Source organism: Kitasatospora hibisci, assembly GCF_043950205.1.
Classification (GTDB): Bacteria; Actinomycetota; Actinomycetes; order Streptomycetales; family Streptomycetaceae; genus Kitasatospora; species Kitasatospora hibisci.
Genome location: NZ_CP171642.1, coordinates 855,481 through 880,812 on the forward strand (window position 1 = coordinate 855,481; position 25,332 = coordinate 880,812).

At 74.4% G+C, this 25,332-nt stretch carries 23 protein-coding genes; 9 read left to right on the forward strand and 14 right to left on the reverse strand.

The features are described 5' to 3' along the window. Positions 1–49 precede the first annotated feature (49 nt). A complete protein-coding gene (locus ACF9IK_RS03945; RefSeq protein WP_395292840.1) occupies positions 50–787 on the forward strand; it encodes a LutC/YkgG family protein in 738 nt (245 codons plus the stop codon). Between the two features lie 51 nt (positions 788–838). Here ACF9IK_RS03945 and ddaH read toward each other — a convergent pair whose 3' ends face one another. Continuing rightward, entirely contained in the window at positions 839–1,666 is an 828-nt protein-coding gene (gene ddaH, locus ACF9IK_RS03950) for a dimethylargininase (RefSeq protein WP_395292841.1), read from the reverse strand. A 356-nt stretch (positions 1,667–2,022) separates the two neighbouring features. On the opposite strand from ddaH, the gene ACF9IK_RS03955 reads away from it, so the two are divergent. Further along, positions 2,023–2,805 carry an SGNH/GDSL hydrolase family protein gene (locus tag ACF9IK_RS03955; protein WP_395292842.1) on the forward strand — a complete coding sequence of 261 codons (783 nt, stop codon included), beginning with the start codon at positions 2,023–2,025 and terminating at the stop codon, positions 2,803–2,805. A 36-nt stretch (positions 2,806–2,841) separates the two neighbouring features. On the opposite strand, the gene ACF9IK_RS03960 is transcribed toward ACF9IK_RS03955, so the two are convergent. Continuing rightward, complete coding sequence (locus ACF9IK_RS03960) at positions 2,842–3,219, reverse strand: DUF2809 domain-containing protein (RefSeq protein WP_395292843.1); 378 nt, start codon at positions 3,217–3,219, stop codon at positions 2,842–2,844. Between the two features lie 168 nt (positions 3,220–3,387). Continuing rightward, positions 3,388–4,602, reverse strand: a complete 1,215-nt coding sequence (locus ACF9IK_RS03965; RefSeq protein ID WP_395298428.1) for an RNA-guided endonuclease InsQ/TnpB family protein — start codon at positions 4,600–4,602, stop codon at positions 3,388–3,390. A gap of 25 nt (positions 4,603–4,627) precedes the next feature. Here ACF9IK_RS03965 and tnpA point away from each other — a divergent pair, with 25 nt between their 5' ends. Together tnpA and ACF9IK_RS03975 are read left to right on the forward strand one after the other, a co-directional pair. Further along, positions 4,628–5,044 carry an IS200/IS605 family transposase gene (tnpA, locus tag ACF9IK_RS03970; protein ID WP_395292292.1) on the forward strand — a complete coding sequence of 139 codons (417 nt, stop codon included), beginning with the start codon at positions 4,628–4,630 and terminating at the stop codon, positions 5,042–5,044. Positions 5,045–5,802: 758 nt separating this feature from the next. Continuing rightward, positions 5,803–7,263 (forward strand): DUF2252 domain-containing protein, encoded by a 1,461-nt coding sequence (locus ACF9IK_RS03975; protein ID WP_395292844.1) that lies wholly within the window; start codon positions 5,803–5,805, stop codon positions 7,261–7,263. A gap of 16 nt (positions 7,264–7,279) precedes the next feature. Here ACF9IK_RS03975 and ACF9IK_RS03980 read toward each other — a convergent pair whose 3' ends face one another. The 3 genes from ACF9IK_RS03980 to ACF9IK_RS03990 form a co-directional block, all read right to left on the reverse strand. Next, complete coding sequence (locus tag ACF9IK_RS03980) at positions 7,280–8,083, reverse strand: alpha/beta fold hydrolase (protein WP_395292845.1); 804 nt, start codon at positions 8,081–8,083, stop codon at positions 7,280–7,282. A gap of 142 nt (positions 8,084–8,225) precedes the next feature. Continuing rightward, positions 8,226–9,746 (reverse strand): MFS transporter, encoded by a 1,521-nt coding sequence (locus ACF9IK_RS03985; protein WP_395292846.1) that lies wholly within the window; start codon positions 9,744–9,746, stop codon positions 8,226–8,228. Then, positions 9,743–10,306: a helix-turn-helix domain-containing protein gene (locus tag ACF9IK_RS03990; protein WP_395292847.1), complete on the reverse strand. Its 564-nt coding sequence runs from the start codon at positions 10,304–10,306 to the stop codon at positions 9,743–9,745. Before ACF9IK_RS03990 ends, ACF9IK_RS03985 begins: the two co-directional genes overlap by 4 nt. A 195-nt stretch (positions 10,307–10,501) precedes the next feature. Here ACF9IK_RS03990 and ACF9IK_RS03995 point away from each other — a divergent pair, with 195 nt between their 5' ends. Beyond that, the gene (locus ACF9IK_RS03995; protein ID WP_395292848.1) at positions 10,502–11,830 is read left to right on the forward strand and encodes a DUF5685 family protein; all 1,329 of its coding nucleotides are present in this window, start codon (positions 10,502–10,504) and stop codon (positions 11,828–11,830) included. 824 nt (positions 11,831–12,654) lie between these two features. Here the strand turns inward: ACF9IK_RS03995 and ACF9IK_RS04000 are convergent. Beyond that, positions 12,655–13,365, reverse strand: coding sequence for a hypothetical protein (locus ACF9IK_RS04000; protein WP_395292849.1), 711 nt, complete (start codon positions 13,363–13,365; stop codon positions 12,655–12,657). A gap of 527 nt (positions 13,366–13,892) precedes the next feature. Here ACF9IK_RS04000 and ACF9IK_RS04005 point away from each other — a divergent pair. Then, a complete protein-coding gene (locus tag ACF9IK_RS04005; RefSeq protein ID WP_395292850.1) occupies positions 13,893–15,536 on the forward strand; it encodes a M4 family metallopeptidase in 1,644 nt (547 codons plus the stop codon). Between the two features lie 168 nt (positions 15,537–15,704). Here ACF9IK_RS04005 and ACF9IK_RS04010 read toward each other — a convergent pair whose 3' ends face one another. The 4 genes from ACF9IK_RS04010 to ACF9IK_RS04025 form a co-directional block, all read right to left on the reverse strand. Next, a complete protein-coding gene (locus tag ACF9IK_RS04010) occupies positions 15,705–15,929 on the reverse strand; it encodes a hypothetical protein (protein ID WP_395292851.1) in 225 nt (74 codons plus the stop codon). 119 nt (positions 15,930–16,048) lie between these two features. After that, positions 16,049–16,450, reverse strand: a complete 402-nt coding sequence (locus ACF9IK_RS04015) for a pyridoxamine 5'-phosphate oxidase family protein (RefSeq protein WP_395292852.1) — start codon at positions 16,448–16,450, stop codon at positions 16,049–16,051. A gap of 97 nt (positions 16,451–16,547) precedes the next feature. Then, entirely contained in the window at positions 16,548–17,210 is a 663-nt protein-coding gene (locus ACF9IK_RS04020; RefSeq protein ID WP_395292853.1) for an MBL fold metallo-hydrolase, read from the reverse strand. Continuing rightward, complete coding sequence (locus ACF9IK_RS04025; protein WP_395292854.1) at positions 17,207–18,292, reverse strand: S-(hydroxymethyl)mycothiol dehydrogenase; 1,086 nt, start codon at positions 18,290–18,292, stop codon at positions 17,207–17,209. Before ACF9IK_RS04025 ends, ACF9IK_RS04020 begins: the two co-directional genes overlap by 4 nt. A gap of 562 nt (positions 18,293–18,854) precedes the next feature. Between ACF9IK_RS04025 and ACF9IK_RS04030 the strand changes: the two genes are divergently transcribed. Further along, positions 18,855–20,078 carry a cytochrome P450 gene (locus tag ACF9IK_RS04030; RefSeq protein WP_395292855.1) on the forward strand — a complete coding sequence of 408 codons (1,224 nt, stop codon included), beginning with the start codon at positions 18,855–18,857 and terminating at the stop codon, positions 20,076–20,078. 95 nt (positions 20,079–20,173) lie between these two features. Then, a complete protein-coding gene (locus ACF9IK_RS04035) occupies positions 20,174–20,440 on the forward strand; it encodes a ferredoxin (protein ID WP_395292856.1) in 267 nt (88 codons plus the stop codon). Positions 20,441–20,537: 97 nt separating this feature from the next. On the opposite strand, the gene ACF9IK_RS04040 is transcribed toward ACF9IK_RS04035, so the two are convergent. After that, complete coding sequence (locus tag ACF9IK_RS04040; RefSeq protein ID WP_395292857.1) at positions 20,538–21,800, reverse strand: phosphotransferase; 1,263 nt, start codon at positions 21,798–21,800, stop codon at positions 20,538–20,540. A 418-nt stretch (positions 21,801–22,218) separates the two neighbouring features. On the opposite strand from ACF9IK_RS04040, the gene ACF9IK_RS04045 reads away from it, so the two are divergent. Next, the gene (locus ACF9IK_RS04045; protein WP_395292858.1) at positions 22,219–23,133 is read left to right on the forward strand and encodes a ribosome-inactivating family protein; all 915 of its coding nucleotides are present in this window, start codon (positions 22,219–22,221) and stop codon (positions 23,131–23,133) included. A gap of 70 nt (positions 23,134–23,203) precedes the next feature. On the opposite strand, the gene ACF9IK_RS04050 is transcribed toward ACF9IK_RS04045, so the two are convergent. Together ACF9IK_RS04050 and ACF9IK_RS04055 are read right to left on the reverse strand one after the other, a co-directional pair. Next, on the reverse strand, positions 23,204–24,088 hold the full coding sequence (locus ACF9IK_RS04050) for a PhzF family phenazine biosynthesis protein (protein ID WP_395292859.1): 885 nt from the start codon (positions 24,086–24,088) through the stop codon (positions 23,204–23,206). Between the two features lie 68 nt (positions 24,089–24,156). Beyond that, entirely contained in the window at positions 24,157–25,254 is a 1,098-nt protein-coding gene (locus ACF9IK_RS04055; RefSeq protein WP_395292860.1) for a DUF5937 family protein, read from the reverse strand. Positions 25,255–25,332 lie beyond the last annotated feature (78 nt).

Below are 25,332 nucleotides of genomic sequence, written 5' to 3' on the forward strand. Positions count from 1 at the left end.
CGGGCACGAGGGCACCGGACATGAGGGAATCGGGCATGGGGAGTCGGGCATGACGCAGTCGGGCATGACGCAGCCGGGCATGAGCGCCGCGCACGCCGGCGGTTCGCGGGAACTGGTCCTCGGACGGATCCGCGCCGCCCTCTACGGACCGGCCGCCCCGGCCGCCCCGGCCGCCCGGACCGGCGACGGCCGTGCCACCGCGCCGGCCGAGCCGCCGGTCCCCCGCGGCTACCTGCGCAGCCACGTCCCCGCCGACGATCCCGCCGCGCTGCTGGACCTGCTCCACCGCAATCTCGCCGACTACCGGGCCCTGGTCCACCGCTGCACCCCCGAGCGCCTGCCCGGGACGGTCGCCGGGCTGCTCGCCGCCCGCGGCGCCCGCACGGTGGCCGTCCCGGCCGACCTGCCGCCCGGCTGGCTCGCCGCCGCCCGGACCACCGAGCCGGTGCCGGACGACGGGACGCTGACCGCCGCCCGGCTGGACACCGTCGACAGCGTGCTGACCGGCTGCGCCCTGGCGGTGGCGGAGACCGGCACGCTCGTCCTGGACGCCGGCCCGGGCCAGGGGCGGCGCCTGCTCAGCCTCGTCCCGGACCACCACATCTGCGTCGTTCTCGCCCCCGAGCAGGTCGTCGCGTCCGTCCCGCTGGCGCTCCCCAGGCTCGACCCCCACCGGCCGCAGACGTGGATCTCCGGCCCGTCCGCCACCAGTGACATCGAGCTCGACCGGGTGGAGGGCGTACACGGCCCGCGCACCCTGGAGGTGGTGCTGGTCGCCGGGGGCTGAGGATCCCCGGCCGGCCGGCGCGCACGGGCGCGTCCACACGAAGCGGCGCGCTCAGGCCGGGCGCAGCTCCAGCGTGCAGCACTTCGGCCCGCCGCCGCCCTTGAGCAGCTCGGAGACGTCCACCGGCCACGGCTCGTAGCCGTGCTCGGCCAGCTGCGCGGCGAGCGCCCTGGCGGGTTCGGGCAGCAGGACGTTCCGGCCGTCCGAGACGGCGTTGAGCCCGAACACCTCGGCGTCCGCACGGCCGGCGAGGATCGCGTCCGGGTAGAGGCTGCGCAGCAGCGCCTGGCTGTCCGGCGAGAAGGCCGCCGGGTAGTACATGACGTGGTCGTCGTCGAGCACGGCGAGCGCGGTGTCCAGGTGGTAGAAGCGCGGGTCGACCAGGGTCAGACTGAGCACCTGCACGCCGAACAGCGCCCGGGCCTCGGCGTGCGCGGCCGGGTCGGTGCGGAAGCCCGTTCCGGCCAGGACGCGACGGCCGGCCACCAGGAGGTCGCCCTCGCCCTCGTTGACGTGGCCGGCGCGGCGCACCTCGCGGTAGCCGTGCGCCCGGAACCAGGCCTGGTGGGCGTCGGACTCGCCGGCCCGCTGCGGGTGCCGGAAGGTCGCGACCAGCGCCCGGCCGTTCAGCACGGTGGCCCCGTTCGCGGTGTAGACCATGTCGGGCAGGCCGGGCAACGGGGCGATCAGCTCGACGGTGTGGCCGAGCCGCCGGTAGAGCGCGTGGAGGTGCTCCCACTGGCGGACGGCAAGCGCGGTGTCCGTGGGGCGCTCCGGGTCCATCCAGGGGTTGATCGCGTAGTCGACGGTGAAGTGCGTCGGCCGGCACATCAGGAAGCGACGCGGCCTGGCGGTGCGCTCCGGGGTTCGGTTCGGCATGCGGCTACCTCCGCCGTCCGGGGGTGGGTTCCGGTCCGGTGTCCGGCGCGGCGCCGGTCGACGCCCGGAGCACGTCCCGGAATGGCGGCTGCCCGAAGACCCCCGGTCGCACACGTGCACGGGCCGCCGGAACGTCGCAGCCCCCGGCGCACCCGGCGCGACAACCCGGCGCACGGGGCGCGCGCCGTTGCCGTGTCGCGCCGCCGCCCGCGCCTGTCGTGGCGGCGACGGCGGGGCGCCCGAGGGACGGCGAGCCGACGTTCCGTCCGCCGGCTGCCCTACGTGGTCCATCTCACGTACCGCAACCGGCCACCTACGGTGGCGTAGGTCACTTGAGACAGTGAACTATCTACTTCATGCCGAACCTCCAGGAGACCCTTGACCTCAGTTCGTACGCTGCCCTCGGGGACAGCTTCACCGAGGGCCTGAACGACCCCGGCGCCGACGGCGCCTTCGCCGGCTGGGCGGACCGGCTGGCCGGGATGCTCGCCGGCGGACGGCCGCCGGGCGCCTTCCGCTACGCCAACCTCGCGGTGCGCGGGCGGCTGCTCGACCAGATCGCGGCCGAGCAGGTGCCGCAGGTCCACCGGATGCAGCCCGACCTGGTCACCTTCTGCGCCGGCGGCAACGACATCCTGCGCCCGGGCAGCGACCCGGACGAGGTGGCCGAGCGCTTCGAGTCCGCCGTCGGCGAACTGGTCAACTCCGCCGGCACGGTGCTGATCTGCACCGGCTTCGACACCCGCGGCGTGCCGCTGCTGAAGCACCTGCGAGGCAAGATCGCCACGTACAACGGCCACATGCGGGCGGTCGCGGACCGCAACGGATGCAAGGTCGCCGACCTCTGGTCGCTGCGCGCGGTGCAGGACCGCCGCGCCTGGAGCGAGGACCGGCTGCACCTCTCCCCCGAGGGCCACCAGCGGGTCGCCCTGCTGGCCGCCCGCTCGCTGGGTCTGCGCACCGAGCAGGACCCGGAGGCGCCCTGGCCGGCCCTGCCCGTGCAGTCCGCGGCCGAGCAGCGGCAGGAGAACCTGCAGTGGGCGCGCGAGTTCCTGATCCCGTGGGTCGGCCGCCGACTGCGCGGCGAGTCCTCCGGCGACCACGTCGAGGCGAAGCGCCCGGACCTGATGCCGCTCTGACGTACCGTCGGATCAGGACGGCCGGGGCCGCCGCCGTCAGCGGGGGCGGCTGCGCCACGGCCGGGCGGCTGCCGCGTGCAGCAGCGCGGCGGCCGCGGCACCGACCAGGTACCAGAACAGGTCCGGCGGGTTGAAGGTCGAGCCCAGGACCAGCCGGGCGAGCGTGCTGCGCCGGCCGAGCTCGTCCGGCACGCCGGTGAGCTGGAACAGCTCGACAGCCCAGCTCAGCCCGGCCGCCGCCACGGCGGCGGGCAGCGGGCGCAGCCGTGGCGCGGTCAGCAGCACCACGGCGTACACCAGGACGGTGTAGAGCGCGTCCCCTGCGGCCTTGCCGAAATCGCCGCCGGCCACCGCGCGCACACCGAGCCCTGCCGCCACCGTCACGAGCGCCGCCGCCAGGGCCGCCGCACGCACGGCCCGCCTCCCCCGAAGATCATCCACAGGGGCCAGCCTAGGGCTCCTCGCCTCGGCCGCGTGCCCCGCGTGCCGTGCGGGGCTTCTCGACGCGTCGTGCGATCAGGCTCCGAGGGCGTGTGCGCGGTGTTCCGTGGGGGGTGAGCCCCTTGACTTCCGCTCCCCGCCCTAAAGGGCGGGGATTCCTACCACGGTCGTCTGACCGTCTCGGTGGGTTCCTGCTTCTTCGCGCTGTGCGGGGACGGGTCCCCGGCTTACCCGCGCTCGACAGGCTGACACCGCCAGTCCGGCGGCCGTGGCTATGTTGACGGCGGCGTTGACGTCCCGGTCCAGCCAGACGCCGCACGCCTGGCACTGCCAGACGCGGATGTTCAGCGGCTTGGGGCCGTCCTTGACGCCGCAGTGGGAGCAAACCTGGGAGGTCGGCTCGAAGCGGCCGATCTTGATCAGGTTCCGGCCGTACTTCGCGGCCTTGTACTCCAGCATGGTGACGAACGCCGACCATCCGGCGTCGTGCACGGACTTGGCGAGCCGTGTGCGGGCGAGTCCCTTGACCGCCAGGTCTTCCACCGCGATTGCTTGGTTCTCGCGAATCAGTCCGGTGGAGACCTGGTGGTGGAACTCGCGCCGGGCGTCGGCCACCCGTGCGTGGTTGCGAGCGACCTTGTGACGGGCCTTCTCGCGGTTCTTGCTGCCCTTGGCCTTACGGGACAGGGCTTGCTGTGCGCGTTTGAGCTTCTTCTCTGCGCGCCGGAGGAACTTCGGGGCGTCGATCTTCCGCCCGTCCGAGAGGACGGCGAAGTGTCCGAGGCCGAGATCGAGACCGGTGACCGGTTCGGTCTCGGGAAGGATCTCGGGGTCCGTCTCGACAACGAAGCTGGCGAAGTACCGGCCTGCGCTGTCCTTGATCACCGTCACCGAGGATGGCACGGACGGCAAGGCGCGGGACCACTTCACCCGCACGTCGCCGATCTTCGGCAGCGATAGGTCGCCGCCCGGTGTGATCTTCCATCGGGCGTTCGCGGTGAAGCGGATCGCCTGCCGGGTGTCCTTGCGGGACTTGAACCGGGGCGGTCCCATCTTCGGGCGCATGCCCTTGAGGCCGTCGAAGAAGTTCCGGTAGGCGGTGTCCAGGTCCCGGAGGGACTGTTGCAGCACCACGGCGGACACCTCGCCGAGCCATGCCCGTTCGGGGGTGTTCTTCGCGGCCGTGAGCTGCTTGGACAGCTCGCCGGACGGGATGAACGGCAGCCCGGCGGCGCGGGCGGTCTCACGTGCCCGGAGGGCATCATTGAAGGCCACCCGTGCACACCCGAACGCCCTGGCCAGCGCGGAACGCTGAGGCCCGTTCGGGTACACGCGGAAGCTGTACCTGAGCTGCACGGTCAGCACCGTACCATTTTGGTTTATGGCCGAGTATCAGAACATCCGCACTGGTCGGCACTGCGCTTTCGCCCTGCATGCGCACTTGGTTTTCGTGACGAAGTACCGTCACAAGGTGTTCGCCGAGCGGCATCTGACCCGGCTCGAAGAGATCATGCGGGACGTGTGCGCCGACTTCGAGGTGGAGTTGGTCGAGTTCAACGGCGAGAACAACCACGTCCACCTGCTGGTGAACTTCCCGCCGAAGGTCGCCCTGTCCAAGCTGGTCAACTCGCTCAAAGGCGTCAGCTCGCGCCGGCTGCGGCAGGAGTACCCCGAGCTGGTCAAGCACTACTGGCGGGCACAGCGTCTGTGGTCCGGTTCGTACTTCGCCGGATCAGTCGGCGGCGCGCCGCTGTCGATAGTCCGGCAGTACATCGAGCAGCAGAACCGTCCGGCTTGACGGTCTGCGGTGGGCACCGTCCACAGTGCGGGAGGGTGCCCACCGCACAGGTCAGAGCAGGGTTCAGAATCGCTTCACCACCGGGCTGAAGCCCGGTGCACTGCGATTAGTCCAGGTAGCAGCGTTCGAGGCGCTGTTGCCGAATGGTCGTCGCCGCACCCGCGGGCTGGTCGCGGAAGAGGGGGTAGAGCCCGCGCAGCGAGATGTGGTGGTGGTCGGCGATCGCCCGGGGCGTCAGCGCCGGGTCGCCGAGGTGCGCTCGATGAAGCCGTGGATCCGTTGCGGCATCAACCGGGCACGGGCGTCGGCCGAAGTCTCCTCCGGGGTACCCAGCTGCCGGGCGAGGCGGGCCGCGGCCAGGTCGAGCGCGATGGCGCCGATGCGGGGCGGTTCCCCGGGGCCGCCTCGCGGAACCGCTCGAACCGGTCCTCCGGCGGCACGACGGTCGCCGCCATGCACACCTCTCCCACCAGAGCCTCGCCCTTCCCGCCCAGCCACGTCCGACCGGTCCGTCCGCCGGCGCGGCAGGATCGATCACGACCAACACCGTGATCGATTGCCGCCCGTTCGGCAACGCGAATCCGGGCGTCCGCCCGGAGTTCCGGGGCGCCCGCGCGACGCCCCGGAACCGTCGTGCCCCGTGCGGCGTCCCTCCCTCCCGACAGGCCGCCCGGGGGGTAGCCTGCTGCCCGGCCCGTAGAGGGGTCGGGTCCGCGCAGGTCGCGGGTGGGGACGACGGAAAGGCGAGGCGGGGCGCAGTGACGCAGCTGACCGATGGGGTAGAGGGATCCGGACCGGGAGCCGGCGTGCCGGCCGGCGCCCGGACGGCCGGGCGGCGGTTCACGGTGGACGGGTTCGCACCGCGCCACGACGGCCGCGCCCGGGAACACGGCAAGGCGCTGCGTACGCGCACCCCGCGCGAGCGGCACGCCGAGTTCGCGCCCGCCGGCGACCGCCCGACCGCCGTCGGGGCGATCGAGGCGTCCAACGCCGGCCGGCTCACCGACCTGGTGCCGATCCGGCTCGGCCGGATGGCCGCCACCCCGTTCGCCTTCCTGCGCGGCTCGGCCGGCCTGATGGCAGCCGACCTCGCCGGCACCCCGGCCACCGGTGTGTCCGCGCAGCTCTGCGGCGACGCGCACGCCGCCAACTTCGGCCTGTACGGCGACGCCCGCGGCCGGCTCGTGATGGACATCAACGACTTCGACGAGACCGTGCCCGGTCCGTGGGAGTGGGACCTCAAGCGGCTCGCCGCCAGCCTGGTGCTGGCCGGCCGCGAGATCGGCGCCGACGAGACCACCGCGCGCCGAGCCGCCTTCGACGCGGCCGGATCGTACCGCCGGACCATGCGCGCGCTGGCCAGGCTCTCCGCCCTGGACGCCTGGAACGCCGTCGCCGACGAGCAGTTGGTCTCCTTCGCCCAGGCGCACGACCTGGCCGAGGTGCTGGAGCGGGTCGGCACCAAGGCGCTCGGCAACACCGGCGCCAAGTTCGCCGCCAAGTCCACCGTCCGCACGGAGGAGGGCGGTCGGCAGTTCACCGCCGCGCCCCCGGTGCTCAGCGAGGTGACGGACAAGACCGCCGCCGCGGTGGCCGCCTCACTCGGCCCCTACGTGCAGACCGTGCCCGCCGAACTGCACCCGCTGCTCTCCCGCTACCACGTCCAGGACGTGGCGTTCCGCGTGGTCGGCACCGGCAGCGTCGGCACCCGCTCGTACGTCGTGCTGCTCACCGACCACCGTGACCAGGCGCTGGTGCTCCAGGTAAAGGAGGCCCGCCCGTCGGTGCTGCTGCCGTACCTGACCAAGGCGGGCCACCCGGTGCCGGCCGCCGCGACCGACGGCCACGAGGGCCGCCGGGTGGTGCTCGGCCAGAAGCGCATGCAGGTGGTCAGCGACACCCTGCTCGGATGGACCACCGTCGACGGACTGCCGTACCAGGTCCGGCAGTTCCGCAACCGCAAGGGCAGCGTGGACCCGGCGGCGCTGCTGCCCGGCCAGCTCGACGACTACGCCCGGATCACCGGCGCCCTGCTGGCCCGCGCCCACGCGCACACCGCCGACCCCGGCGTGATCAGCGGCTACTGCGGCAAGAACGAGGCCCTGGACGAGGCGATCGCGGCCTTCGCCGTCGCCTACGCCGACCGCACCGAGGCCGACCACGCCGACCTGCTCGCGGCGATAAGGGCGGGCCGGCTGCCGGCCGAGCACGGCGTCTGACCATCCGTCGGAGGAGTCAGAGCTCACCACTGCGGCCGGCCGGATCGAGGAACGGCGCGACCACCGCGACGTACTCGACCGGCCGGCTGTGGTGCACCAGGTGCCCGGCGTCGACGGTGACCACCCGGCAGTCCGGGATCCGGTCCGCCATCGCGGCGATCCGGTCCTGCGGGACGTGGCTGGTCGGCCCGCCCGCCACCACCAGGGTGGGCGCGGTCACGACCGCCATCCGCTCCAGCCAGACCGGGTCCGGGGTGTCCAGCTGCACCTTGACCGCCTGCACCACCGCCCAGTCGAAGTCCACCGGCTCGTCCGGCACCGCGGCGACCGGGCTCGCCGGCCGCGGGTACGGCGCGGGGACGTCCTCCAGCACCAGCCGGCCGACCCGCCCGGGGTGCTCCTGCGCCAGCAGGTACGCGACGACGCCGCCCATCGAGTGACCGACCACGTCCACCCGGTCGAGGCCGAGTGCGTCCAGGAAGGCGACGACGTCGTCCCGCATCAGGTCGACCCCGTACGCGCCGGGCCACCCGCTGTCGCCGTGGCCGCGTAGGTCGAGCGCGAAGACGTGGTGGTGCGGGGCGAGTTCCGGCAGCACGCCGTCCCAGTCGCGGGCCCGCTCGCCGAGTGCGTGCAACAGCACCAGCGCCGGTGCCCCGGGCGTTCCGTGCTCCCGGTAGGCGAGGGCGACCCCGGGCAGGTCGACGGTGCGGTGGGTCCGGTGGGGCTCCCGCCCCCCGCGGGCCCGGTGCCTCTGGTCGCCCTGGTCGCCCTGGTGATCCTCGTGGGCGGGCTGGGCCGGAGTCCGGTGATCGGTCATGACCGTCACCGTACGCCCGGACTCCGTTCCCGTGGCCGCCCGTTCGCTTACCGCTCAAATGCCTCCGGTCGACGCCCCGCAGCAGGGGATCCCCCGACGTCGAGCCCGCCGTGCGTGGGGGCCGAGGCTCAGCGCCCGCCCCTCACCGCCCGCCGCCGGGCGCCGCGTCCTCCCGCACGCCGGATGCCGGGGCCTCCGGAACCGCCTCCACCCCCGCCGCGGGCGCCTCACCCTCCCGCGCCGAGGCGCGGCCCGCGCACACCGAAGCCAGCACGGCCACCCCGGCCACCGCCGCGCAGACCGCGCTCGCGTACGCGTACGCCGAGCGGTGGCCGCCGCCGCCCGCGGTGGCGCGCAGGTAGACGCCGGAGAGCGCGGAGACGCTGACCGCGGCCGCGATCCGCTGCGCCATCTGCAGGATCGCCCCGCTCACTCCGGCCGCCTCGGCCGGGGCGTGCCGCAGGACGTACGCCTGGTTGGTGGCGCCCATGACACCGACCGCCGCGCCGCCGAGCAGCTGCAGCGCGGCGAGCAGCCAGGGCAGGGCACCGGTCGGCCCCCACTGCACCACCAGTCCGCCGACCAGCATCACCAGCGCCGAGACGGCCATGCCGACGGTGACGGTCAGGCGGCCGAAGCGCTGCACCACCCGCCAGGCCAGCGCGGATGCGACCCCCATCGACACCGCCGAGGGCAGCGCGACCAGCGCCGCGCCCATCGGGGAGAGGCCGAGACCGTCCTGGAGGAACATCGCCAGCACCAGCCCGGCCGCGATGGAGGAGCCGAACTGGGCCATCGCCACCGCCGTGCCCAGTGCGTACGGTGCGGAGCGGGTGAGCGCCGGGTGGATCAGCGGGTGCCCGCCGGCCCGCGCGTAGCGCCGCTGCCACCAGGCGAGCGCGCCGAGCAGCAGGCAGGCGCCGGCCGCGAAGGCGAGCCAGCCGGTCCAGGCGGGCGGCTGGACGAAGGGCAGCATCAGCATCAGCGTCAGCGCTCCGACCAGCAGCAGGCCGACCAGGTCGAGGTCGGCGTGCCGGGCACTCGGGCGCGGACGCGGCAGCCAGCGGGCCGCGAGGGCCACGGTGGCCAGCCCGAAAGGGACGTTGAGCAGGAAGGTCAGCCGCCAGCCGGCCTCGGGGCCGACGGCGGCCAGCACCGCGCCGCCGATCGGCGGTCCGAGGGCGAAGGCGAGGCCGCCGGTCACGGCGTACATGCCGAGCGCCCGGGCACGCAGCTGGCCGGTGAAGACGTCCTGGAGGGTGCCGATCATCTGGGAGTTGACCAGTCCGGCCCCCGCTCCCTGGAGCAGCCGGGCCGCCACCAGCAGCCAGGGCTCGGTCGCCGTCGCCGAGAGCACGCTGACCGAGGTGAACAGGGCCAGGCCCGCGACGAAGAACCACTTCCGCCCGCGCACGTCGCCGAGCCGCCCGCCCGGCACCAGGGCCAGGCCGAAGGCCAGCGAGTAGCCGGCCACGATCCACTGGAGGTGGGCGGGGTGGGCGTGCAGGCTCTCGCGGAGCGCAGGTATGGAGGTGTTGAGCACGGACTGGTCGAGCAGGGTGGTGAACCCGCCCGCGACACAGACCAGCAGGACACGGCGCCCGGCGGCGTCGAACCGCTCCCGGGTCGTCGCCGCAGCGGGGCCGGCGGTGGACCGCTTCACGGGACGACCACCACCAGCGCGTACCGGGCCTCCGCCGGGCCGGGACAGCGGAACCGAGTGGTCTCCGCGACGAACCGCAGGCAGTCCCCGGCCGCCAGCAGATGCGGCTCACCGTCGACGGTCAGTTCCAACTCCCCTTCCAGAAGCCAGAGATGGTGTTCGAGTCCGGGTACGGACGGCCGGTCGTACGCGAGGTCGGCGCCCGCCGGCAGCCGGCCCTCGATCACCTCCGCCCGCAGCGACCCGTGCGGCGGCGACACCGACCGACGCACGAACCCGGTCGCCGCGTCCCGCCACACCCGCTGCTCGTCCGCCCGCACCAGCCGGGCCGGCACCGACTCCACCTCGGCGAGCAGGCGCGACATCGTCCGGCCGTACACCGCGCACAGCCGCCCGAGCAACGCCGCCGTCGGGCTCACCTCCGCCCGCTCCACCCGCGACAGCGTCGACCGGCTGACGTCCGCGCGCTTCGCCAGCTCCTCCAGCGTCCACCCCCGTTCCACCCGCAACTCCGCCAACCGCGTCGCCAGCCGCTCATCAGCGGCGGTGTCGATTCCCATATTCGCGATGCTATCCCGGATACGGGAACGCCGATACGGCCCGGCGGGCATGCACCCCCCCACATCGCCCTGGCCCCCGGCCGGACGACTCGGCCTGCGAGCACGGAGAGTCGTAGGCCTTCGAGGCCCGCCCCACCTGGTCATATGATGTGCGCCACCGGGGCCGATCAAGCCCTGGTCGGGTGAGGGGGGATCATGTTCGGCATCATCAGGCCGTGTCGCCACCGGCTGTCGGAGCGGTTGCAGACCTCGTGGATGGCGCACCTGTGCGGGCTCTGCCTGGCACTGCGGGACGACCACGGGCAGCTGGCCCGGACCGCCACCAACTACGACGGCCTGATCATCTCGGTGCTGGTCGAGGCACAGAGCGCCGAGGACGACGCCTCCTGGCGCCGCACCGCCGGGCCCTGCCCGCTCCGGGGAATGCGCACCGCCTCGGTCGCCAGGGGCGAGGGCGCCCGGCTGGCCGCGGCGGTCTCGCTGGCGCTCGCCTCGGTGAAGATCCGCGACCACGTCGAGGACCGTGACGGCGTCTTCGCCCGCAGACCGGTGGCGGCCGGGGCACGGGCGGTGACCAGGCGCTGGGACCGCAAGAGCGCGGGCAGTGCGTCGGCCGTCGGCTTCGACACCGCCGTCCTGCTCGACGCCGCGGCCCGCCAGGGCAGGCTGGAACGCTCGTTGGCGCCGGGCGGCTCGGTGCTGCTGGTCACCGAGCCCACCGAGAGCGCCACCTCGGCGGCGTTCGCGCACACCGCGGCGCTGGCCGGCCGGCCCGGTAACGCCGCACCACTGGCCGAGGCGGGACGGCTGTTCGGACGGCTGGCGCACCTGCTGGACGCGGCCGAGGACCAGGCCGCGGACGCCGCGAGCGGCGCCTGGAACCCGCTCACCGCGACCGGAACCGACCGGGCGGAGGCCGAGCGGCTCTGCCGGGACGCCGTGCACGGCATCCGACTCGCGCTGCGCGACGTGGAACTCACCGACCGCGCGCTCGTCCACGTCCTGCTCGGTCACGAGACCGAGCGCGCCGTCGACCGGGTCTTCGGACCGGCCTCGCACGCGACCTCGTGCCGTACCAAGGCCGTACCGGGCGGCAGCGCGCCCCACGGCACCGCGCCCCACAGCACCGCGCCCCATGAGGGCGCGCCGCACGCCGCCAACCCGTACCAGTCGCCGCCCACGAAGGATCCGAACCAGGTACCCCCGGCCGGCCCCGGGGCGCCGGTCCCGCCGTGGGCGCCGCAGGGCCCGGGCTTCACCCCGCCCGGCGCACCGCGCCCGCCCCGCCGCAACCTGCTCTCCGGCTGCGCGATCTGGGCACTGATGGCCTGCTCGTGCCAGCTGATGTGCTGCGACCACAACGACCCGTTCTCGCGCGAGCCCCGGGAGGGCTGGTGCGCCCGGCAGGACTGCAGCTGCGGGCAGTGCGACTGCAGCGGCTGCGACAGCTGCTGCCAGTGCTGCGGCGACGACGGCTGCTGCGACGGCTGCTGCGACGGAGGCTGCGACTGCGGGTGCAGCTGAGCCCGTGTTCGTCAGCGGCTGCGGCTGCGGCTGGCAGGTAGACGCCAACGGCGCGCTGGTCCGCTTCCTCCACAACCCCAACTACCGCCCCTCACCACAGATCCGGGGCTGGGCCAGGCCGGAGACCGAGGCCGAGGAGGCGTTGCAGTGGGCTACGACGGGGTACGGCAGCGAGGAGCGGCTGAAGACCGCGCTGCTCGACGCGGAGCTGCTCGTGTTCGCAGAGCCCGGCCCGATGAACCTGCACGTGGTACCGGGAACCGGACGGACGGAGCGTTCTGGAGGCGTGTACGTCGGAGCGCCATCTGCCAGGCCGCTGGCCGGGGTTCATCAGGCTGACGGGGCGGCAGCTCACGCAGCTGACACGCGGCGTGGACCTGCGCGTCAACCCCAGATCCACCCCGTCGGTCACCCTTCTTCTCGACGACCTGGCAGGCTGAGCAGTGGCCGGGGTCAGCGGACCTCGGCAGCGGCCGCGACGGGAGCCCGGAGCGATTCCGGCAGCAAGGGGGCTCGCCCTCCAGAATCCGAACCTCTCCAGGAGGATTCCCCAGGCGCGGGCCGCGGCGCGGGCGGCCTGGGGGCCGGGCACCGTGACGTAACGGACGGCCATCCTGGTCCAGGCACTGTAGACGGCGTACGTCGCCGGTTCCATCCCCCCGTTGATCCGCTCCAGCTCCGCCTGCCGCTCGATGGTCGTCACGAAAGCCCGCAGGCCGCGGTACTGGGTGGCGGTGGGCAGGTCCGGTTCCGTGCTCAAAGGTGCTCCCCGCCGGTTCCTTCAATCGCCCCGTAGGATACCGACGCCGACAGGGTGATCCTGGTCAGGCCTTCGGGGAGGACGCAGACGACGTCGGCAGGCGCAGTGGCCAGAACGGTGCGGACGGACGTTCCGGGCCGTCCACCGGCACCACCGCCCCGGCCGGGACCCTGGCGGCGAGCAGGGCCAGACCCGGGCTCGGGTACACCTGCTCGGCACTGAACGGAGAGCCTGCGCGCCGCCGGTCGTACCAGGAGGCGAAGCTCCCGGAGTCCGTCCACCGCGGCTCGTCCCGCACCATCACCGCCGGCTGACCGGCCACCGGCAGGACTCCTGCCGACTCGACGACCATCCTGACACGTGGCACGTCCGACAGCGGGCCCAGCAGGAGGTCGGCCACCGCCTCCGGCTCGGCCGACCGGTTGAGGTCCCACAGGAACAGCAGGCGGGGGCGGTCCGCCGCACCCAGTCCGGCGACCAGCTCCTCGGGCGTGCGCGCCCGCACGCCCAGGCGGGCGGCGACGGTCCACGTGGCACTCCGGCGGGTCGTTCCGGCCAACGACAGCGCGGCGTCGGCCCGTTGCCGGGTGGGCGTGGCGGGGTCCGCGCAGGCGGTGGCCAACCAGGTCAGCAGTCGGGTCTTGCCGATGCCGGCCGGGCCGGTCACCTGACACACCCAGGGCGCCCGGGGGTCGTCCAACAGGGCCAGCAGGGCCCGGCCGGCGGGACGGCGGCCGGCGCCAACAGGCGGCATCCAGCGCGTGACCGTGTCCACCCGGTCTCCCCTGCCTGCCCGCTCACCCGTTCAGCGATCATGATCATACGGTCCCCAAAGGGGTGATTCGCGCATGGATCCGGCCCGGCGGGCCATACCGGGCCGCGGGTCGCGCCCGAACACGCCTCCACACTCCGGCCGTTCGCCCGGCGGCGGCTCAACCAGCCGTTGTTGCACGCCCTCTGGACGCGAGCTGTCCTGAGCATGTAAAACATCTCTCCCGGCGGCTTCTTCGCACAGCGCCACCCCCACACCGCTCGCGCACCCGGTCGGCGTCTGCGCCGACACACCTTCCGGCAGCGTGCCGGTTCCCCCTTCGCCGGCACCGCTGCGATCGCCGCGTTCCCCCACCCCGTTTCCCCCACCCCGTTTCCCCCAGCCCGCTTCCCCCAGCCCTCGTTCGCCCGCCCACGGCCGAGTCCGCCCCGGCCGCACCGCGCCCGAGCGCCGACTCCCCCTCGCCGCTGCCGCCGCATCCCCCGCCGGCGCGCCGCCGCCGCGGCCACCGCCGAGAACCGAGGAGCACCATGACGTTCCGTCTCCGCACCACTGCCGCAGCCGTCGCCGTCGTCGCCGCGGCCACCACCCTCGCCGCCGCCGTCCTTCCCGGCAGTGCGTTCGCCGCCCCCGCGGCCGCCGCCGCACCCGCCGGGTCGGCCGCGACCGCCGCCGCGGTGGGCCAGGCCGACGCCGCGCTCAGCGCCAACGCGGCCCGGCTCGGCGTGACCGCGCAGCAGAGCCACACCGTCCGCGACGTGGTCACCGATGCCGACGGCACCCGGCACGTCCGCTACGACCGCACCTACGCGGGCCTGCCGGTGCTCGGCGGTGACCTGGTGGTCCACCTCTCCCCCGGCGGCGCCTTCCGCGGCGCCGACCGGGCCGCCACCGGCGACCTCGCCGTGCCCACCACCCGGCCCGCCGTCCCTGCCGCCAACGCCCAGGCGCAGGCCGTCCGGGTGCTCGGCGGATCCGCACGCCAGGTCGACGCGAAGGCCGAGCTGGTGGTCGACGCGCTGCACGGCGCGCCCCGGCTCGCCTGGCAGACCACCGCCGCCGGGCAGGACTACCTGGGCAACCCGGTGGCCCGCACGGTGCTCTCCGACGCCGCGACCGGCGCGGTGATCGACTCCTGGGACGCGATCGAGACCGCCACGGGTGACGGCGCCTCGCTCTACAGCGGCACGGTCCCGCTGGAGACCACCGCGGCGAGCGGCACCTTCCAGCTCAAGGACCCGACCCGCGGCAACACCTACACCGGCGACGCCCAGAACAAGACCGACCTCTGCTTCGGCACCATCTGCTTCAGCCGGGCGCCCGCCGTGGTGTTCACCGACGCGGACAACCACTGGGGCACCGGCACCACCGCCGACCGCTCCACCGCCGCCGTCGACGCCCAGTACGGCACGAACACCACCTGGGACTACTACAAGAACGTCCACGGCCGCAGCGGCATCGGCGGCGACGGCAAGGGCTCGTACAACCGCGTCCACTACGGCAGCAACTACAACAACGCCTTCTGGCAGGACAGTTGCTTCTGCATGACGTACGGCGACGGGGACGGCACCACCTTCGGCCCGCTGGTCTCCCTGGACGTCGCCGGGCACGAGATGTCGCACGGCGTCACCTCGCGCACCGCCAGGCTCGTCTACTCCGGGGAGTCCGGCGGGCTCAACGAGGCCACCTCCGACATCATGGGCACCCTGGTCGAGTTCTACGCCGCCAACCCCTCCGACCCGGGCGACTACCTGATCGGCGAGGAGATCGTGAAGTCCGGGTTCGGCAAGGCCGCCCTGCGCTTCATGGACCGGCCCTCCAGGGACGGCAAGTCGGCCGACTGCTGGAGCTCCGGCGTCGGCAACCTCGACGTGCACTACTCCTCGGGCGTGGCGAACCACTTCGCCTTCCTGCTCGCGCAGGGCAGCGGCGCCAGCACCGTCAACGGGGTCCAGTACAACAGCCCCACCTGCAACGGCTCGACCGTCACCGGCATCGGCCGGGACAAGCTCGGCGCCATCTGGTACCGGGCGCTCACCGTCTACATGACCTCCAGCACCAACTACGCCGGGGCCCGTACGGCTACCCTCAAGGCCGCCACCGACCTCTACGGCGCCGGCAGCGCGGAGTACGCCGCGGTCGCCGCCGCCTGGTCGGCCGTCGCGGTCAACTGACCCGCACTGCCGCCCTCTCCCACCGGCCCGGAGTGCGCGTGCACCCCGGGCCGGCCCGGGCCGCCGGCGCCGCCGGCCCGGCCCCCGTCGATCGTCCCCGCTGCGCCCGCGGGTACCGGCCCGCGCTGCCAGAGCGGCAGCACGGGCGCCGCCCGGCCGTGCGCCCCGTCACCCACCGGAGCCCGCCGCCTCCGCCAGCAGCTCGGCCCGCTCCGCCATCAGGGCCGCCCGCTCGGCGAGCAGCGTCTCCCGGTCCGCGGCCAGCGAACCCTCCAGCCGCGCCAGCAGCACCCGGAACCGCTCGACGTCCTGCTCCGTCATCCGTCCCTCGGCCCGCACCCGCTGCTCTCCCATGCCACGCCCGCCCCACGTCTCGCCCACTGCCTCAGCCATGACGCGACGCTACGCGCCGACGATCAACGGCCGATAAACGAGCCGCCGGACGGCCGGGTTCTGCGAGAACACCGGTGACGGCGGCCCCGTCGGGCGGCCGGGGATCCCCGGCGCCGTAGTCAGGCGCGGCCGAGCACCCGGTCGACCGTGATCTCGATGACCACCCGGTCCGGGTTCACCCGCGGCGTGCGGTAGCGCTCGGTGTACCGCCGCTCCGCGTCGGCCACCGCCTCCGGAGCGTCCCGGACCACGGCCACGCCCTCCAGCGTCGACCAGCGGGCCCGGTCCACCTGACAGACCGCCACCCTCATCCCGGTCTCCCCCGCCGCCAGCACGTTGCGCACCTTGCGGCTGGTCCGGCTGCTGATCACCCGCGCGACGCCGGTCTCCGGCTGGTACGTCACCCCCACCGGCACCACGTGCGGCGAGCCGTCCGGGCGGGCGGTGGTGAGAGTGGCGATGTGGCGCTCGCGCCAGAAGGCGAGGAAGGCGTCGTCGAGGTCGCGCGGATCATGGGCCATGGCCGCGATCGTACGACGCCCGCCCCGGTGCGCGGGCACCGGGGCGGACGCGCGGTCCGTCCGCGCGGCGCGGCGGGCCGCGGACGGTCGGCGCGGCTCAGTGGCCGCGGGCGATCCAGTCCGGCAGGGCCGGGGCCTCGTCCCCGATCGTGGTCGGGTCCCCGTGCCCGGTGCGGACCACCGTCGCGGCCGGGAGCGTGAGCAGCCGGTCGCGGATCGAGTCGATGATGGTCGGGAAGTGCGAGAACGACCGGCCGGTGGCACCCGGACCGCCCTGGAAGAGCGTGTCGCCGGTGAAGACCGTGCCGAGGTCCGGCGCGTACAGGCAGACCGCGCCCGGCGCGTGGCCGGGGGTGTGGAGCACGGTCAGCGCGGTACCCGCGACCTCGATCCGCTGTCCGTCTGCGAGCTCGCCGTCCGGCAGCCGGTCGGGGTGGGTGAGCTTCCACAGCGGGAGGTCGTCGGGGTGCAGCAGGATCGGCGCGCCGGTGCGCTCGGCCAGCGCCGGCGCGGCGTCGATGTGGTCGTTGTGCGCGTGGGTGGAGACGATCGCCTGCAGCCGGCGACCGCCGAGCGCCGCCTCGATGGCGTCGGCGTCGTGGGCGGCGTCGATCACCACGGCCTCCGCGTCGTCGCCGACGATCCAGACGTTGTTCTCCACCTCCCAGCTGCCGCCGTCGAGTTCGAAGGTGCCGGCGGTGACCAGCCGGTCGATCCGGGCCGCGCCGGCGGCCGGTGCGTCGTGGGCCGCGCCGCTCACAGGACCACCACCGAGCGGAGCACGTCGCCCTCGTGCATGCGCGCGAACGCCTGCTCCACGCCGTCGAGCGCGATGGTCTCGGTGACGAACGCCCCGAGGTCCAGGCGGCCCTGGAGGTAGAGGTCGATCAGCATCGGGAAGTCCCGCGAGGGCAGGCAGTCGCCGTACCAGGAGGACTTCAGCGCCCCGCCGCGGCCGAACACGTCGAGGAGCGGCAGCTCCAGCTTCATCTCCGGGGTCGGCACGCCGACCAGGACGACGGTGCCGGCGAGGTCGCGGGCGTAGAACGCCTGGGTGTAGGTCTCCGGGCGGCCGACCGCCTCGACCACGACGTCCGCGCCGTTGCCGTCGGTCAGCGCACGGATCGCCTCGACCGGGTCGGTGGTACGGGAGTTGACGATGTGGGTGGCGCCGAGCTTCTGCGCGCCGGCGAGCTTGCGGTCGTCGATGTCCACCGCGATGATCTTCGCCGCGCCGGCCAGCCGGGAGCCGAGCACGGCCGCCCCGCCGACCCCGCCGCAGCCGATCACGGCGACCGAGTCGCCCCGGCCGACGCCACCGGTGTTGATCGCGGCACCGAGGCCCGCCATGACACCGCAGCCCAGCAGGCCCGCGACGGCCGGCTCGGCCGCCGGGTCGACCTTGGTGCACTGGCCAGCCGCGACCAGGGTCTTCTCGGCGAAGGCGCCGATGCCCAGGGCCGGGGAGAGCTCGGTGCCGTCCAGCAGGGTCATCTTCTGCTCGGCGTTGTGGGTGGCGAAGCAGTACTGCGGGCGCCCGCGCTTGCAGGCGCGGCACTGGCCGCAGACCGCACGCCAGTTGAGGATGACGAAGTCGCCGGGCCCGACCTCGGTCACTCCCTCGCCGACCGACTCCACGATGCCCGCGGCCTCGTGGCCGAGCAGGAACGGGAACTCGTCGTTGATGCCGCCCTCGCGGTAGTGGAGGTCGGTGTGGCAGACGCCGCAGGCCTGGATCCGGACCACCGCCTCGCCCGGCCCGGGGTCGGGCACGACGATCGTCGCCACCTCCACGGGCGCGCCCTTGGCACGCGCGATGACTGCCTTGACCTGCTGGGCCATCAGATTCCACCTCCGTCGGCCGGGGCGGCTCCGCACCCGGCGTGACCTGCTTCGACCTGTACCGACGTGTGTCGGCCGGCGTCGAACGACCTGCCCGCGAAGCGTATCGTCCGGGCCCGGCCGGGACCGGCGAACGACGGCGGTGATCCGGCTCGCCGCCGCTCGGCCCTCGGTCCCGTCCGGGTGCGGTCGACGTTCCGCCTCCGGCCCACCGCCGCTTCACCTCCGGTGCTGCCGACGTTCCGCCACCCGGCCGGGCAGGGGCGCGAAGGCCGGACCGAGCGCCCGTCATCCTCCCCCGGTCCCCCCGGCGTTGGCTGGAATCGTTGCTGACTGTGGCGCGGCGCCCACGTACGGTCGTACCGAACCCGACCCGTCCGACCCACGCGCCCCGCCCGCTCGCCCCGCCCGTCACCGGGCTCGCCCCCGGGCCGACCCCGTCCGACGCGTGCAAGCGCGTCTCCCCGGACCCACCCCGTCCGAGCCGTCCCCGCGCACCTCCCCGGATCCACCCCCGCCGGGCCGCCCCGCGCGGCCCACCGCCCTGGAGTCTGGAGTACGGATGTCCGCCGAGAACAGTGCCACCGCCCCGACCGCCGCGGACGCCGCGGCTTCGCTGCCTCCGCTGCACTGCCTGCGCCTCCTCGAACCCGGCCCGCCGCGGCTCGGCAAGCTGCCCACCGGCACCCCGGTCTGGCTGGTCAGCCGGCACGCCGACGTCCGCCAGGTGCTCACCGACCCGCGGATGGGCCGCGCCCCGCTGTACGCACCGGACGCGCCCGCGGTCTCGCTCGTCCCCAACATCCTGGACAACCCGGAGGCGATGCTGAACCTCGACGGCACCGACCACCAGCGGCTGCGCCGGACCGTGCAGCGGGCGTTCACCCCGCGCGCGATCGAGCGCTGGCGGCCCTGGGTGGCCTCGGTGGTCGAGCACCTGCTGGACGAGCTGATCGACCGGGGCTCGCCCGTCGACCTCGTCGCCGCCTACACCCGCCCGCTGCCGGTGGCCGTGATCAGCAAGCTGATGGGCCTGGACGGCCTCGACGGCAAGCGCCTCGCGCACTGGAGCGATCACTCGCTCTCCACCACCGCCTACACCGCCGAGGCGGTTGCGGCGGCGCTCGCCGACTTCGCCGCGTTCGGCGCCGAGCTGATCACGCAGCGCCGCGCATCCCCCGGCGACGACCTGGTGAGCGGGCTGCTCGCGGCCGCCGGGGAGAGCGGCGACATCAGCGAGGAGCAACTGGTCTCGCTGGTGATCGGCCTGGTGGTGGCCGGACACGAGACCACCATGACCACCCTCGGCAACGCCCTGGTCTACCTCCTCGGCGACGGCCGGGAGGCCTGGCAGCGGCTCGCCTCGGACGAGCAGAGCGCGACCGCGGCCACCGAGCAGCTGCTGCGCGCCGTCCCGCTCGGGGACGGCCGGCACCTGCCGGGGCTGCTCCGGCGGGCCGTCACGGACGTCGAGATCGGCGGCGTGGCGATACCGGCCGGGAGCGTGGTCGCCGCCGACACCGCCGCGGCCAACCACGACCCCGGGATCTACACCGGCGACCTGCTGACCGAGCTCTTCGCCCCGCTCTCAGCCCCGCTGCTCACCTTCGGCGCCGGACCGCACCACTGCCTCGGGGCCTGGTTGGCCCGGATGGAGCTGGAGCTCGCCCTGCACCGGCTGGCCCGCCGGCTGCCCGCGCTGCGGCTGACCGAGCCGGTGGAGTCCCTCGACTGGCGGCGCGGTCTGCTGACCCGCAGCCCGCAGAGCCTGCCGGCCGCCTGGTGACGGCGGACCCGACCGGGCCGGCCGGCGGGCCCGGGGCAGCGATCGGGCCAGGGGCGGGCGGGCCTGCGGCGGGGCGGCGGACGGCGGCCGACCGGGTGGTGGTCCGGGTCGACCGCGACCGCTGCATCGGCTCGGGCATGTGCGCGCTCACCGCGCCCGGCTCCCTGGAGCTCGGCGCCGACGGCCTGGCCCGCCCGCTCCACTCGGCCGTCCCGGCCGGTGGCGGGGGCACCGGCGGTGCCGGGCCCGGCACCGGCGAGCCGCTGACGGAGCGTCTGGCCGAGGCCGTCGACCTCTGCCCGGTCGAGGCGCTGGCCCTGTACTCGGCCGGTGACGGCCGCCGGATCGCCCCGTCCTCGTAGCGACCGCCCCGGCACGCCGGCGCCCCTCGCCCCCGTACGGCGCCGTCGGCCGCCCCCTACCGGGGCGGCCGACACTGCCGAGGCAGCGCCCGGCCGGTCAGACGGCGCCGCTGCCGTGGGCGGCGGCCCAGGCCAGCGCCGCACGGATCTCGCTCTCCGGATCGCCCTCGTGGTACGGCCGCTCGCTGTCCTCGATGTGGTCCAGGAACTCCTGGTACCGCACCGCGTACGCGAAGTGGAACAGCGGCTCGATCAGGTCCAGCGCGCGCTCCGGGTCCGAGCCCGGAGCGCGCGTGCGCCACGCCCCGGCCCACACCGCGGCCACCTGCGCCCACCGTTCCTCGTCGACGTACTGGCGCGGGCGCAGCCCGTCCATGGCCGGGTGGCCGAGGCAGGAGTCGGCGTAGTCGACGACCACGGCGCCGGTGCCGTCGGAGCGCCAGTTGCCGGGGTGGAAGTCGCCGTGCACCAGCGTCTCCGGCAGCCCGCAGGCGGCCAGCTCCTCGACCAGCCCCGGCAGCCGCGCGGCGAGCGCCCGGGCGGCTGCGAGCTCGCCGGCCGTCAGGTCGCAGCCGCGGTCGGTGCCGAGGCGGTCGAGCAGCGCGTCCACCCCGGCGAGCAGGGTGCGCGGGGTGCGGTCGCGCAACCCGGCCGCGGCGACCCGGCCGCCGGCGGCGAGGGCCGCCTGGGCGGCCACCAGCCGGGGCACGACGGCGGCGACCTCCTCGGCGGACGGGCCCCACAGGTCCTCCCCGGGAACGTGCTCCAGCAGCAGCCGGCCGTGCTCCGGGTCGGCGCCGAGGACCGGCGGGACCAGTGTCGGGTCAACGCTGCCGAACAGTGCGATCACCTCGCCCTCGCGGGCGTTGAAAGCGGGGTTGATCACCTTCAGCCAGGCGTCGGGGCCGGTGGCGGTGCGGTAGCGGAAGAGGCCGGAGAGGTTCCACGTCCGGATCTGCTCCGCGGGGCCTGCCGCCGGACGGCCCGCCCGGTCGAGCGACCGCTCGGCCCAGTCGAGCGCCGCGCGCAGGCCGGGCAGCATGGCCCAGCCGGCCCGCCGCTCGGCGGGTCCGAGCAACGCGGCCACCTCCGGCAGAGCCTGACGTGGCACCAGTCCGGTCGGCCGCTCCAGGGCCTCGACGTGGTAGACCACGTGCCCGCCGTGGCCTGCGCCGTCGACCGGCGCGTCCGCGAGCCGGAGCACCACCGCGGGCACCCCCAGCTCCGCGGCCACCCGCTCGACCACCGGCGCAGCGGAGGACCAGAACCCCCCGTCCAGCTCGAACGGCCCGACGGGCCCGAAGTACTCGCCCCCGTGGGTGAGGTGGATGGTGACCGTGCGGTTCCTCGCTCGCTGCATCCGCACAGGTTCCCTCACCACCTGACGGAACGCGACCGATTTACGCGCGCTGCGCCGCCGCCCGGTGTCGAGCCGGAACGGTCGGGCCCGCTTCCGGCTCGTCCACAGCTTCGACAACGCCGGCCCGTACGGCTGCGAGGGCGCGCGGGTCACCCCTCACCGCGGTCGGCGAGAGCGCGGACCGGGCCGGGCGATCCGTACGGAGGGACGTGCACGCACGGGGCACACGGTGTGCGCCACAGGGCAACGGTGGAAGCCGGCGTCCGTGCAGGCTGGGCCGAAACGCCGGGACCGGTCACGGTGCCGTTTCGCCGACCGCCACGACACCGGTCGGGCGTCGCCACGTCGACAGACGCCGGGCGTCCGAGCGCAGTGGTCGACCGAGTCCCGCCCGGACCTCGTCATCGAAGAAGGAACCGTGTTCAAGAGGAACTCCGCCGCGCTGTTGTCGCTCTCGGCAGCCACCGCTCTTCTCATCGCCCTCGCGGGCACCGCGTCCGCGGCACCCGCCCTCGCCGGCGAGTCGACGGGCGGGGGCCAGATCCACCTCGCATCCGCCGACCGCGCAGCGGCGCTGCAGAGCTGGCCCATCATCGACTGGGACATCACCAACATCACGTCCGGCCGGGGCGAGCACGCGAACCGCTACTGGAACCTGATCGACGCGATCCACCGCAACACCTACGGCGATGCGACCGGTGCCGACAGCGGGCTCGTCCAGCAGACCACCCGGAACGAGAACCGGCTGATCCAGATCCGCGTGATGAACAACGGCACCCACCTCGTCTCCGTCTACATGTGGGCCGACAACCTCTACATCGCGGGCTTCTACTCCCCCGCCGCCAACCGCCACTGGGCCTTCCAGGACGGCCGCCAGGGGCAGTTCCAGACCGACCTCGGCATCACCGCACGGCTCATGCCGCGCACCGGCAACTACAACGGCATCAACGGCGGCAGCACCCGCGAGAACCTCTACCTGGGCGCGACGAACATCTTCGACGCGCTCTACGGCCTCCACAACGTCGGGCAGTGGAACGAGTCGACCATCGACCGGGGCATGCTGATGGCCATCACCATCTTCTCGGAAGCCGCCCGGTTCGGGCCGATCTTCAACCGGGTCTACGGGAACATCAACGGCTTCACCAACTACCAGCTGAGCGTGGACTACCGGGACATGGAGAACCAGTGGGGCAGGCTCTCCCAGGCCGCCCACGCCTGGCGCCAGGGCCGGACCGCCTCCGTGCGGCTGATCGGCAACAACGTCACGAGCTTCAACCAGCTGCGGCGCGTGGTCGGCTTCGTGGAGCTCCACGGCTCGGAAGCCCTGCTCTAGCTCCTCCACGAGTGTGATCGCGGGGTCGGGGCCCGGACCCGGACATGGGCCCCGCCTCCGCCTCCGCCGATCAGCCGGCGATCCCCACCGCCGCCCCGGAGACCCGCACGCGGCTGTCCCCCTCGCGGAGCTCCACCCGGAGCACGCCCGGCCGGCCGAGGTCCTCCCCCTGGTGCAGGGTCAGGGTGGCCGGCGCCGTGACGGCGGCGCGCTCGCGCAGGTACGCGCCGAAGGCGGCGGCCGCGGCGCCGGTGGCCGGGTCCTCGACGACGCCGCCGACCGGGAACGGGTCACGGACGTGGAAGACGTGCCGGCTCTCGCGCCAGACCAGCTGGAGCGTCACGAGGTCCCGGGCCGTCATGAAGGCGGCGAGGCCGTCGAAGTCGTAGTCCAGGCGGGCCAACCGGTCCCGGGTCGCGGCCGCCAGAACGAGGTGGCGCGCACCGGCGAACGCGACCCGGGGCGGCAGCGCGGCGTCCAGCTCGTCGGCCGACCAGCCGAGCAGGGCGAGCGCCTCCGCGACGTCCGCCTCGCCGATCCCCTCCACGTGGGGCTCGACGCTCGTGAGGGTGGCGCGCAGCACGCCGTCCGCGTCCTTCTCCACCTCGATCGGCACCTCACCGGCCCGGGTGGCGAAGACGTACGCGCCCGGCCCGTGCCGCTCGGCGAGCGCGACGGCCGAGGCGACGGTGGCGTGGCCGCAGAACGGCACCTCCGCCAACGGGCTGAAGTACCGCACGGTGTAGGCGCCTTCGGCGGAGCCGGGGATCAGGAACGCCGACTCGGAGTAGCCGACCTCGGCGGCGACGGCGAGCATCCGCTCGTCGGAGAGGCCGGAGGCGTCGAGCACCACGCCGGCCGGGTTGCCCCCGGCCGGATCCGTGGCGAAGGCGGTGTAGCGCAGGACCTCGGGATCGGCGGCGGAGGCGGGCACGGAGACGGCATCACTGGTCATGCCCGACGAACGTTCCCCGCTCCCCCTCTGTTCCCGACCGCCCCGCTCGCACCGGCGGACGGCGCCGGTCACCGCAGCACGGCCTCCAGGAGGTCGGTGCCGAGCCGGCCGCTGCTGGCCAGGTCCAGCTGGTACAGCATGTAGCGCCCGCGGCGGTGGGTGGTGAGCAGCCCGGCCTTGCGCAGCACGGCCAGGTGCCGCGACACCTCAGGCGCGCTGAGGTGCCAGGCTGCCGCCAGTTCGGTCGTGGTGTGCGGCCCGCGTGCCATGGTGCGGGCCAGCCGCAGCCGGACGGGGTGGGCCAGCGCCTCCAGCCGCTGCTGCATCACGGCCAGCGAGATCGGTTCCGGCACCCCGGGCTGCGCGAGCGGGTACTGCACCACCGGGCGCCATCCGGGCGCGGACACCACCAGCAGGTGCGGGCGGCCGAACGCGGTCGGGATGAACGTCACTCCCCCGGCGGCAGCGGCGCTGGTGGTGTTGTCCTGCAGCTTGTCGACGACGATCCGGCGCCGGCCGCCCGGGTCCACCTCCAGCGCGACCGAGGGCGACACCGCCGCCAGTGCCTCCCCGGCGCCGTGCCGGACCATCAGGTCGGTCTTGTGCCGGGCGTCGGCCGCGAGGTCCGGCAGGACGCGCTGCCAGGCGTCCGCGAAGAACGCCTGCTGGCAATCCTCCAGCATCTGCCGGACCATCGACCGGACGGCCGGCGGGTCGGCGAACAGCCGGTCGGCGAACGCGGCCTGCCGGGGACCGCGGGCGAGCGCCAGCTCCCGGGCCCGCTCCTGCGCCACCGGGTCGGTGAGCGGCGAGTCGAACCGGTGCGTGAGCCGCGACGCGCCGCAGCTCATGATGACCGCGGCCCGCACGTACAGCTCGTCGTCGACCCGGTCGACCGCGTCCAGCTCCTCGGCCAGGGTGGCGCCCGGCACTCCGGGGACGAGGAAGTCGGCGCGCGACGAGCGCCAGAGGAAGTCGGCCTCGGCGAGGCGCTCGGAGAGTTCGGGCGCGATCGCCGCAGCGGTGCTCACGGCCCAGCCGTGCAGCGCGGGATGGTGCGCGGGCTCGCCGAGGACGTGCAGCATCGCGCTCAGCTCGGCCAGTGGCGAGGGGGTGAAGAGGACGCGTTCGTCCGGCAGGGCGGCGAGGTCGATGGTCAGGCTCACGCGACCGATCCTGCCAGCCCGTGCGAACGGCGTCCGCGTCGATTGACGGGACTCGTCAATCGACGTGCCCGGAGCCGG